Annotated in this window: 11 protein-coding genes and 1 pseudogene; 8 read left to right on the top strand and 4 right to left on the bottom strand. The window is 68.7% G+C overall.

What is annotated here, in order from left to right; translation table 11 throughout:
• Nucleotides 1-1,137, top strand: a pseudogene (locus ACFY2X_RS46980) (Tn3 family transposase).
• A 170-nt stretch (nt 1,138-1,307) separates the two neighbouring features.
• Nucleotides 1,308-1,787 carry a hypothetical protein gene (locus tag ACFY2X_RS46975; protein ID WP_389951905.1) on the top strand — a complete coding sequence of 160 codons (480 nt, stop codon included), beginning with the start codon at nt 1,308-1,310 and terminating at the stop codon, nt 1,785-1,787.
• 30 nt (nt 1,788-1,817) lie between these two features.
• On the opposite strand, the gene ACFY2X_RS46970 is transcribed toward ACFY2X_RS46975, so the two are convergent.
• On the bottom strand, nt 1,818-1,943 hold the full coding sequence (locus tag ACFY2X_RS46970; RefSeq protein WP_389951903.1) for a helix-turn-helix domain-containing protein: 126 nt from the start codon (nt 1,941-1,943) through the stop codon (nt 1,818-1,820).
• Between the two features lie 276 nt (nt 1,944-2,219).
• Between ACFY2X_RS46970 and ACFY2X_RS46965 the strand changes: the two genes are divergently transcribed.
• Nucleotides 2,220-2,936 (top strand): hypothetical protein, encoded by a 717-nt coding sequence (locus ACFY2X_RS46965; protein ID WP_389951900.1) that lies wholly within the window; start codon nt 2,220-2,222, stop codon nt 2,934-2,936.
• On the opposite strand, the gene ACFY2X_RS46960 is transcribed toward ACFY2X_RS46965, so the two are convergent.
• The 3 genes from ACFY2X_RS46960 to ACFY2X_RS46950 form a co-directional block, all read right to left on the bottom strand.
• Nucleotides 2,849-4,147 (bottom strand): RNA polymerase sigma factor, encoded by a 1,299-nt coding sequence (locus ACFY2X_RS46960; RefSeq protein WP_389951898.1) that lies wholly within the window; start codon nt 4,145-4,147, stop codon nt 2,849-2,851. The genes ACFY2X_RS46965 and ACFY2X_RS46960 overlap by 88 nt on opposite strands.
• Nucleotides 4,147-4,494 carry a YciI family protein gene (locus ACFY2X_RS46955; protein ID WP_389951897.1) on the bottom strand — a complete coding sequence of 116 codons (348 nt, stop codon included), beginning with the start codon at nt 4,492-4,494 and terminating at the stop codon, nt 4,147-4,149. The genes ACFY2X_RS46960 and ACFY2X_RS46955 overlap by 1 nt, the downstream gene beginning before the upstream one ends.
• 319 nt (nt 4,495-4,813) lie before the next feature.
• The gene (locus ACFY2X_RS46950; RefSeq protein ID WP_389951894.1) at nt 4,814-5,857 is read right to left on the bottom strand and encodes an FAD-dependent oxidoreductase; all 1,044 of its coding nucleotides are present in this window, start codon (nt 5,855-5,857) and stop codon (nt 4,814-4,816) included.
• Nucleotides 5,858-5,904: 47 nt separating this feature from the next.
• On the opposite strand from ACFY2X_RS46950, the gene ACFY2X_RS46945 reads away from it, so the two are divergent.
• From ACFY2X_RS46945 to ACFY2X_RS46925, 5 genes are all read left to right on the top strand, one after another.
• Nucleotides 5,905-6,369: a MarR family winged helix-turn-helix transcriptional regulator gene (locus tag ACFY2X_RS46945; protein ID WP_389951892.1), complete on the top strand. Its 465-nt coding sequence runs from the start codon at nt 5,905-5,907 to the stop codon at nt 6,367-6,369.
• A gap of 327 nt (nt 6,370-6,696) precedes the next feature.
• On the top strand, nt 6,697-8,025 hold the full coding sequence (locus ACFY2X_RS46940; RefSeq protein WP_389951889.1) for a pentapeptide repeat-containing protein: 1,329 nt from the start codon (nt 6,697-6,699) through the stop codon (nt 8,023-8,025).
• A gap of 338 nt (nt 8,026-8,363) precedes the next feature.
• Nucleotides 8,364-9,488: a tyrosine-type recombinase/integrase gene (locus ACFY2X_RS46935; protein ID WP_389951887.1), complete on the top strand. Its 1,125-nt coding sequence runs from the start codon at nt 8,364-8,366 to the stop codon at nt 9,486-9,488.
• Nucleotides 9,485-9,811, top strand: coding sequence for a helix-turn-helix domain-containing protein (locus ACFY2X_RS46930; protein WP_389951884.1), 327 nt, complete (start codon nt 9,485-9,487; stop codon nt 9,809-9,811). Before ACFY2X_RS46935 ends, ACFY2X_RS46930 begins: the two co-directional genes overlap by 4 nt.
• Nucleotides 9,808-10,089 (top strand): hypothetical protein (locus ACFY2X_RS46925; protein ID WP_389951881.1); only part of this gene is annotated, 282 nt, incomplete at its 3' end. The genes ACFY2X_RS46930 and ACFY2X_RS46925, both read left to right, overlap by 4 nt.

Raw genomic sequence — 10,089 nt, 5'->3', positions numbered from 1 at the left:
CTGCCCCGACGGCACGCACGGCGCACCAACAAGATCATAAGAACCCGAAGATCACCACATCGAAAATCTCTACGGTTCGAGGGTATTGCCAGGGCATTGGCGATCGACATCGCCAACGCCACCTTCGCCGCCCGCAGGCGGGCCATCTGGGGTGCCGGGTCGACCACCGTGGCTTCGGATTCCACCCATTTCGGCGCGTTCGACTCCAACCTGTTCACCGAGTACCACTCCCGCTACGGCGGCCGCGGCGTGCTGATCTACTGGCACGTCGAACGCAAGTCCATGGTGATCCATTCGCAGGTCATCAACTGCTCGGCCTCGGAGGTCGCCGCGATGGTCGACGGGGCGATGCACCACGGCACCGCGATGGACGTCGAGGCCAACTAAACCGACACTCATGGCCAGTCGATCATCGGGTTCGGCCTGACAAGGCTGCTCGGCTTCGACCTGCTGTCCCGGATCAAGGGCATCAACCGGGTCCGGCTGTATCGGCCCGGCCATACCGACCTCTACCCGCAGCTCGGGGCGGCGATGATGAGCCAGCCGATCCGCTGGGAGCTGATCGCCGACCAGTACGACCAGATGATCAAGTATGCGACCGCGATCCGTACCCGGTCCGCGCAGACCGCGGCGATCTTGCGGCGTTTCCAGCAGACCAACGTCATGCACCCGACCTACCAGGCGATGCAGGAGGTCGGCCGCGCCCAGCGCAGCATCTTCGTGGCCCGCTACCTACACGATCGACAGCTGCAGCGGGAAATCAACACCGGGCTGAACGTGTCCGAGTCGTGGAACGCCGGAAACTCGATCATCTACTTCGGCAAGGGCGGCGACATCCCGGCCAACCGCCGCGACGAGCAGGAGCTGTCCGTGCTGTGCCTGCGGGTGCTGCAGGCCGCCGTGGTCTACCTCAACACCCTGATGATCCAAGACGTGCTCGACGAGGACCTGGTCACCCTCAGCACCGATGACCAGCGCGGCCTGACGCCGCTGTTTTGGAGCAACATCGCCCCCTATGGCGAGGTCCGGCTGAACATGAACAACCGGCTCGCGCTCAGCGCCACCACACCACCGGCCGCAGGCAGCGATGATGACCCCGAACGTCCGCCCACCACGACCGAGGGACAGCCACGATGACCCGCACCCGCACCGGCGTCTACACCGAAGCGTTCCGCGAGCAGCACGCCACCTTCTTCACCGACGGCCTGGCCACCACCGCGGCGGCGGCCGCCGCCGGCGACTTCACCTGAGCTGCCACCGCGGCCGCCCGCCTCCGCGCCGACGGCGGCCACCTGCAGCACAGCGTCGTGCGTGACGGCCTGGCCGCCGGGCTGAACTGGTGGGCCCTGGGTGAAGCGCTGGCCATGCACCCCCAAGCCGCGTTCGAGGCCTACGCCAACCTGCTGGAGGGCACCCGCACCCCGGCTCAGCAGCGCCCGGCGCTGGCGGTGGTGTGCACCGCCGGCCTGGTGTGCGCCCATGACCTGGACAGCGATTACGGCATCGACCTCGACGACCTCGACCCGGCTCACAGCCTCACCACCGACCCCACCGTGGTACGGCTGCGTCAGGCCGCGAAGCTCCTCGGTGAGGAGGTCTGGATCGCGGTGAAACTGCCCGGCACCTACGAAGGCGATGACGGCCTGCCGGAAGGCGCCGCGGCCCGTCGCTGGACCAGCGTGGCGCTGTACCCGGACGAGCTGGCTGGCTGCGCGAGGCCCTGGCCCTCAACGCCGTCGACGACCCCGACGAGGAAGACGAACCGGAGCCGCTCGCCTGAGTGCTGACCGGGGGCGGTCAGCCGAAACCGCCCCCGGTCAGCTCTTGGCTGTCTCTTGTCCTCCCACCGCCCGCTCGACCGCCCGGTACACCGTCGAGCGGGCCACCCCGAACAGCTCGGCCAGCTCAGCGCCGGTGTGCTCGCCAGCCTTGTGCAGCGCCATCAGGTGCGCTTCCTGCCACGGGTTCAGTTGGGGGCAGACAAGATAAGCGTCAAAGGGGCAACGACCAGTGCCACGCGGTCCGTTGTGCCGCTCGGCGAGGGCGGGTTTCGGCGATCTGCTGCTGAACGGTCCACGAGACCGAATCGGCGAGGGAGTCAGTGTGAAGGCGCTGACCTAGGGTGACGCCATTGAGTGACCGGACAGAGCTTATGTTCTGTCCCGTGGGCCGACTGTCGTTGCCCCTTTGACGCTTATCTTGTCTGCCCCCGAGTAGGCGTGGCGACCGCTTCCACCCTCACGTCCGGTCACGCGCAGCGACGACCACGGCAGGCGCCCAGCGCGCCTGCCGTGGTCGTCGGGATCATCCTCATGCACCTGCAGGTGGGCTCCGAGCTGGGGCACGCCACCCAACTGGGGAACTGGTACTTCGACACCCGCCCTGAGGCCCGGTGCACCATCGAGGCCTTCATCGCCGACGACCGGCGTTCGGCCAGTACCGCCTACTACTACCTCGACGACGACACCACCGCCCCGCACCTGGCAGGACCGGTCACCGTCGACCAGACGGCCCATCGCGGCGCCTGGGTCACCTTGGGCAGTTGGCCGGTTCCCGGGCCGGGACGGCTGACCCTCATCTTGGCCAATCAGCCCCATCAGGCCAATGACACCTCCACCGTGACCGCATCCGCGGCCCGCGCCACGTGCCACGTGCCACGTGCCACGTGCCACGTGCCACTGGAGTGGCGCTTAGCACATCAGCAGGGGCTCTTTGAACGGGCGGTTCACCAAGGCCAGGACGAGACGGAGACGATCAACCACCTCAAAGGAAACCTCGTGTGCTCCATACTGGTCCGCGGCGCTCTCTGCGGGGCAGTCCGGCTCTCACCAGGACAGCTCATCCTGAGCTACCGGCCGGTGGTCAGATCGTGGAGGCGGGCGGTGAGAAAGGCACGTTCTACGGCGTTCTCGGTGAGAAGGACCGCCTCCTCATAGGCCGCGCTGGCCTCCGCGACGCGCCCGAGGCGGGCCAGGAACGCGCCGCGCGAGGAGGCGGCGTAGGCGTACCCGGCGAGTTGCGGCTCGGCGGCCAGCGCGTCGAGCGTGGCCAGGCCGGCGGCGGGGCCACGGGCGAACCCCACGGCGACCGCGCGGTTGAGCGCGACCACGGGAGAGGGCCACAGCCGTACCAGCAGGTCGTACAGCGCCACAATCTCGGCCCAGTCGGTGTCCTGCCAGGCGGCGGCCTCGGCGTGTACGGCCGCGATGGCGGCCATCAGTGCGAAGCGGCCCGGTGGCCGGTGCCGCAAGGCGTGCCTGACCAATGCGACGCCCTCGTCGATGGAGCGTCGGTCCCACCGCGATCTGTCCTGCTCGGACAGGAGGAGCAGACGTCCGTCCGCGCCTGTCCGGGCATCACGGCGGGCATCGGTGAGCAGGATGAGAGCCAGCAGACCCGCAACGCCCGCGTCGTCGGGCAGCAGCGTACGCAGCAGGCGGGCCAGTTCGAGCGAGCGTTCGACGAGGTCCCGGCGGATCAGCTCCACCCCTGCCGGAGCGGTGTGCCCAGTGGTGAACAGCAGGTGCACAACGGTGAGGACAGCATCCACGCGAGCCGGCAACTCGTCCGTTGCGGGCACGCGGTAGGGGATGGCGGCCGCGGCGATCTTCTTCTTGGCCCGGGTGATCCGCGCCGCCATCGTGGCCTCGCTGATCAGGAAGGCGCGCGCCACCTCGGCCGTGGTGAGCCCGCACAGCAACCGCAGCGTGAGCGCCACCTGCGCCTCGACGGACAGCGCAGGATGGCAGCAGGTGAAGATAAGCCGCAGCCGGTCATCGGGGATGGCCGGGTCGTCGCCGCCTCCCGGCCCCGGCTCGGTCTGCTCAGTGAGCAGGTACGGCAGGCGGCGCCGCATCGTCGCCTCCCGGCGCAGCAGTTCCAGTGCTCGCCGCCGGGCGACCGTGGTCAGCCATGCCCCGGGCTTGGCCGGCACGCCACGCTGGGACCATGCGGCCAAGGCCTGCGCGTAGGCGTCCTGCACGCACTCCTCGGCCAAATCCAGGTCCCGCGTGACGCGCACGGTCGCGGCGAGCACGAAGGCCCACTCGCGGCGGTGCGCGTCGGCCACCGCGGCGGCAACCGAGGCGCCGTCGGACCACCGGGTGCCCCGTCCGGCCTCGTCACGGTCGCGCCCAGCGGCGTACATCAATCGAACACCCGGATGGGCCGCACTTCGACCCCACCGAAGGGTGTCGGCACACGCTTGGCCACCGCCAGCGCCTCGTCCAGGTGCGCGACCTCGATCAGGTAGTAGCCGGCCAGAACCTCCTTGGTCTCGGCGAACGCGCCGTCGGTGATGGTGAACCCGCCGGAGGAGTCCGGCCGGATCGACGTCGCGGTGTCAGCCCCCCGAAGAGCCTGACCGCCGCGGATGACCGCGGCGTTGGCGGCGCCGAACTCCTCGTGCGCCTTCGGCAGCCGCTCGAACTCCTCCGGGCTCGCCGCTGCCCGTACGGCCTCATCGTCGTAGATCAGAATCAGGTACTGCGGCATGACGCATCCTTCCTTCATTCGACCATGGACCCGATACCGGTCCCTCATCAATCCGATGGATGACATCCGCCGAAATCGACAGCCCGGCCCAACTGCACCCGTCCTCACATGGCTCAGCCCCTGACCGCTCCAGCAGCACACTCGAAGGCTCACCGAAGGGCCGAGCACATGTCACCGCGGCATGGAGTACGGAACCGAAACGCGCCGAGCTGTCGGTCGGGGCACTCTCTCGCACGGTTTTGTCGGTGTCGTCCGCCAGCCTTATGCCGTCACAGGGGTGTTGTCGCGCCTACCTCAAGGGTTTCGGCATCGACGGAAATCAGGATCGCCCAGGCGGCGACGGGGCGAAGGGCCTGTGCCGGGAGGTGTGCACGGCCGCGAAGCCGTGCCTGAGCATCTCCTCCTCATACAGCGCCTTGGCTGCGGCGAGCGGCACACGCCCGGTGGCTGCCTCCGTGAGCGCGATCGTGAGCAGGCGGGCGTCGCGCAGGGCGGTGTTGGCTCCGTCGCCGCGCCCGGGCGACATGGTGTGGATCGCGTCGCCCATCAGGGTGACACCCGGATCGTCCCACGGCTCGACGGGGAGTGCGCTGCGCATCCGTACCGGGAAGACGGTGGTGGCCTCGGCCACGATGCGGCGCGGTGCCGGATGCCAGCGCGCGACCAGGTCGCGTGCGAGGCGGTGCGGGTCCTCGGCCGTCTCCCAGCCGTGGGGAAGGTCGCCGAGGGTCCAGGTGAAGTAGTCGCCGGGACGGCAGGTGGCGACGGCCATGGCGGGACCGCCAGGCTCCATGACCCGGTTGAACGTGTCGACGAGAGAGTCGGGCACCCAGTCGAGCGTGTCGAAGGGGGTGACCCCGTAGAGGCATGTCCCGAGATCTTCGAGTCCGGCCTCCGGCACGAGTCGCCGGCGGATCGCGGAGTTCGTGCCGTCGGCGCCCACGATGAGATCGCCGTCCGCCGTGGTGCCGTCGGCGAAGTGGGCGGTCGATCCGGTGTATCCGGTGCAGGTCTTGTCGAAGCGGATGTCGAGCCCGGTCAGCAGAAACTCGCGCAGGACGAGCCTCGGGATGCCGAAGTGGCCGTCGACCGGTGGGATCGGCTTGCTGAACTTGGGGACCAGCAGGTGGTCCATGAACGTCATCCGGGTGGCGGGTCTGATCGCGCTTGCCAGGCAGCGCTCGTACAGATCCTCGGGCAGGCACGCGCGCAGCGCGGTGGTGCCTTCGTCCTTGATCGTTATCCGCCAGCCCTGACTGCGGAAGTGCGTGGACGCATCACGGTCGTAGACGGTCGCGCTGATGCCGCTCTTCTTGAGGCCCTGGGCCAGACAGAGTCCACCGATGCCACCCCCAATGATCACGATATGCATGGTTCGACATTAGCTGTCATGACAATTACTGTCTAGACATGGAACATTTTGGTGAAGGCGTGCCGTCGCTAATTCCGCAGCTCGCCAAGGAACTGCGCACAGCCTTGGAAGGTCAGCTGGCGCCGCTGGGGATCACCACTCAGCAGGGCGCGGTGCTGATGCGGGTGGCGCTGGGCGAACGAAGTCCCAACCAACTCGCCCACCTGGTCGGAACCGACACGGCAGGCATGACGCGGCTGATCGACCGGCTGGCGGCCAAGGGCCTCGTGGCACGCGTCAGGCACCCGGAGGACCGGAGATCTGTTCTCATCGAGCCCACCGAGGCGGGCCTGGCGCTGCTGCCCTCTGTCTTCCCGATCTTCGGCGGCGTAGGCGGGCGACTGCTCGCCGGATTCTCCGCCGACGAGCGGGATCAGGCGAGCGCTCTGCTAAGGAGGATGCTCGACAATCTCGTGACCCACTCGGCCGAAGGTGACGTCCAGGGGGCATGGCCCGGCGAATAGCGGCCCTGGTCGGGGTGCCACCGGAATACGGCGGAAACGGGCCGCGTCCGTCGGAGACCGCAGGTCAGGCGGTGGGAGCGGAAGCCGGGTTTCGGCTGTGGATGGTGGTGCCCGGCGTAGGTCCGGATTGGCTCCCGTAGTAGCCCCACTGCGCTGACCTGGGAATACGCCGCTCAGGGAACGGGATAGAGCCAAGGTTCTGCCCGATCCGCCCCAATAACGATCATGTAGCGTCCGGTCGGATGCGGGCTCCGGGCGGCTGGAATGGAGGACATGCCGTTACTACCGCGTCGCCTTTCCTCCCGAGCTGATGTTTCTGTCGTTGCGGTGGAGGTGGTGGTTCCGCCGCAGTTGCGCACTCCCCGGCCGGCCGCGTGGTGGATCGTGCCGGTCACGCTGCTGGTGGGCAGCGTGGTCGGCGGGCTGGCCTGGCTGCTGCTGGCCGCCGGGTGGAGCGTGGCCGAGGCCACCGCCCGCCAGGGCGCGATCCAGACCGCGCTGGCGGCCGGCGCCGGGGTCGGTGCGGCTGTCACGCTGATGCTGGCCTTCCGCCGCCAACGCCACCAGGAGCACGCCGCGCACGTCACCGCCTACCTCGCCGAACGCAACGCCGCGCTGGCCGAGCAGGTGGCAGACAACACCAAGCACGACGCCACCGAGCGCCGGGTGACCGATCTGTACACCAAGGCCGCCGAGCAGCTCGGCCACGATAAGGCCGCCGTGCGGCTAGCTGGCCTGTACGCGCTGGAGCGCCTGGCCCAGGACAACCCCGGGCATCGGCAGACCATCGTGAACGTGATCTGCGCCTACCTGCGCATGCCGTACACCCCGCCCGAACCCGCGCCCGCCCCTGACCCCGGGCGGGACCGCAAGGAGGCGCTGCGGGCGGCCCGGCGCCGCTACCAGGCCGCCCGCACCGGCCTCACCCTGCCCGCCGAACCCGCACTGCGGCAGGAGAGCGGCGACCGGGAGGGCGAGCTGCAGGTGCGCCTCACCGCCCAGCGCATCCTCAGGCTCCACCTGTACGACGACCGCCCCGCAGACCAGCGCTCCATCTTCCCGGCCGCACCGGCCTTCTGGGAGGGGATGAGCCTGGACCTGACCGGCGCCACCCTCATCGACTTCCGCCTGTTCTGCGGCCACGTCACCGACGCCGTCTTCGACAAGGCGACCTTCCACGGGACCGCCCGGTTCGACAAGGCGACCTTCCAATGGCGCGCCCAGTTCGCCGAGGCGACCTTCCACCGGACCGCCTTGTTCAACGAGGCAACCTTCCACCGGACCGCCTGGTTCGCCGAGGCGACCTTCCAAGAGGAGGCCTGGTTCGCCGAGGCGACCTTCCACGGGACCGCCCGGTTCGACAAGGCGACCTTCACCAAGACCGCCCGGTTCGACGAGGCGACCTTCCAATGGCCCCCCCGGTTCGACGAGGCGACCTTCCAAGAGGAGGCCTGGTTCGACAAGGCGACCTTCACCAAGACCGCCCAGTTCACCGGGGCGACCTTCCATGAGGCCGCTCGGTTCGGCGGGGCTGCGGTGGTCGATCCAGCGGCCGATCATGTGTGGCCGGACGGGTGGCGGCTGGAGACGACACCCGAGGGGACCGGCCGCCTGATCCGAGAGGAGACAGACAGCGGCCCGGCCCAGGATGCCTGACCGGAGGCGGCGGCAAGCCAGCGGTGACGCCTCCGCGCCCTATACCCGGCAGTGCCTTGGTTCTGTCCGGTCAGCGTCCCAGCGCGGCCCGTTTCCGCCGTATTCGTGGACCGCCGCATATCGCATCTGATGCGAATTGGCGACACCTCGTGCCCGACGACTCGAACTTGGCGAAGGGGCTGCTGCGTGCGCCGTTTCGGCCGACTGCACTCTATCCATCCGAGCGCAGTTTGAGGCAGGTGAGGTGGCAGGGATCCGTGCGCTGAGCTGGGATGCTAGACAGCCGTTCGCGTTGGATGCGAATATTTCGCATCCAACGCGAACGACGGAGAGTGACGGTGTCGAGGACGAACGACCGGCTTCCGGGTGCCGCTTGGCTGCAGTTGGCCGATGGGGTGGCGTTGCTGCATCCCCAGGAGCAGGTGTTCGAGGCGATGGTGGACGGCTGGCGCAATCAGCAGCTGGCCAGGAATCTCGCCCTCTCGACGATCGACAAACGGATCGGCCGCCTTCGCGCCTTTCTCCGGCATACCGAGGCATTCCCGTGGCAGTGGACGGCCCAGCACGCCGACGAATGGTTCGGTGACCTGCGCTCGGTGCACGGCTGCGCGCACTCGACGCTGCGCTCCTACCAGGACGCGTTGCGTTCCTTCTGCCAGTACGTCATCGATCCGGCCTACGGCTGGGCAGACCTCTGCCAGGAGCGCTTCGGCACGCATCCGATCCAGATCGTGCACGAAGGTAACTCCGCGATCCATGTCCAAGAAGTCGAGTCCCGGCCCGAGAAACGGGCCTTCACCATCGATGAACTGCAGGACTTCTTCGACCATGCCGATGAGCAGGTGACCAGGGCTCGCGACCGGGGCCGCAAGGGCTGGTTGCCGGCCTTCCGGGACGCCACCTTGTTCAAGGTCGCCTACAGCTACGGCCTGCGGCGCAACGAGACCCGCATGCTCGACGTCGTCGACCTCGGCCGCAACCCGCACGCCCCCGAGTTCGGCGACCACGGCCTGGCGCACATCCGATACGGCAAGGCGAAGAAGGGCTCGCCCCCCAAACGACGCAGCGTCGCCACCGTCTGGCCCTGGACGGCGGAGGTCTTGGAAGAGTGGATCACCGAGTTCCGGCCGCAGCTGGCGACGCCGGGCAGCCCGGCGCTCTGGCCGTCCGAACGCGGCGCCAGGATCGGGCTGCAGCGCATCAACTCCCGCTTCGCCGCTTACCGGGACGCGCTCGGCCTCGATCCCGGCTTGGACTTCCACGGGCTGAGACGCTCCTACGTCACCCACCTCATCGAGGCGGGCCGAGACCCGCTGTTCGTCCAGTTCCAGTGCGGCCACGAGCACGCCAGCACCACATCCCTCTACACCTGCGTCTCCTCCGACTTCCGCACCCGCACCCTGCGCCGGGCCCTGGACGAGACCATCGCCGCCGCCCTCGAACCCGCCAGGAGATCCCGATGAAACGCCAGGTCAGCTATCAATGGCGACTGCGCGAGGTCATGGCCGCCCACGGCATGTTCACCATCAGCGACCTGGTCCCGCTGCTGGCCGAGCGCGGCATCGACCTGTCGGTCTCCCAGGTGCACCGGCTGGCCACCGGCGTCCCGGAACGGCTCTCGCTGCCGGTGCTCGCCGCGCTCTGCGACATCTTCACCTGCACCCCGGCCGACTTCATCGCCACCAAGGCCGAGAACGCCGTCATCCGCAAGACCGCCACCGATGACGGCCCGGTGAACCTCAACGCCAGGCGCCCCACCCGCGCCCGCCTTCGTCCCGAGGCATGAACATGCCGCCGCTGGCCTGCGACAACTGCGGCACGGAAGGCCGCAGATACCGGCGCAGGCTCTGCGGCTCCTGCGCTCTGTCCGCCGATCTGCGTCTCGTCCTGGACAACGGGGACGGCGGCATCCGGCCCGAACTGCTGCCCTTCTTCGAGGGTTTTCGCACAATGGCCAACCCCAGGGCGGGCATCCAATGGATTCACCGCCCGCACGGTCACCAGATGCTCCAGACACTGGCCGACCCGGCAACGCCCATCACCCACGAGACGCTGGATGAGATG

The sequence above is a fragment of the Streptosporangium sp. NPDC000396 genome (assembly GCF_042898655.1).
Taxonomy (GTDB): domain Bacteria; phylum Actinomycetota; class Actinomycetes; order Streptosporangiales; family Streptosporangiaceae; genus Streptosporangium.
Note: the sequence above shows the minus strand (reverse complement) of the source record. Positions and strands in the feature narration are given on the sequence as shown.

What these genes read in the sequence shown, in the direction of transcription:
- ACFY2X_RS46970 (WP_389951903.1), bottom strand. Translation starts at nt 1,943, where the DNA reads ATGGCGCTGCACAAGGCTGGCGAGCACACCGGCGCTGAGCTGGCCGAG.
- ACFY2X_RS46960 (WP_389951898.1), bottom strand. Translation starts at nt 4,147, where the DNA reads ATGTACGCCGCTGGGCGCGACCGTGACGAGGCCGGACGGGGCACCCGG.
- ACFY2X_RS46955 (WP_389951897.1), bottom strand. Translation starts at nt 4,494, where the DNA reads ATGCCGCAGTACCTGATTCTGATCTACGACGATGAGGCCGTACGGGCA.
- ACFY2X_RS46945 (WP_389951892.1), top strand. Translation starts at nt 5,905, where the DNA reads ATGGAACATTTTGGTGAAGGCGTGCCGTCGCTAATTCCGCAGCTCGCC.
- ACFY2X_RS46930 (WP_389951884.1), top strand. Translation starts at nt 9,485, where the DNA reads ATGAAACGCCAGGTCAGCTATCAATGGCGACTGCGCGAGGTCATGGCC.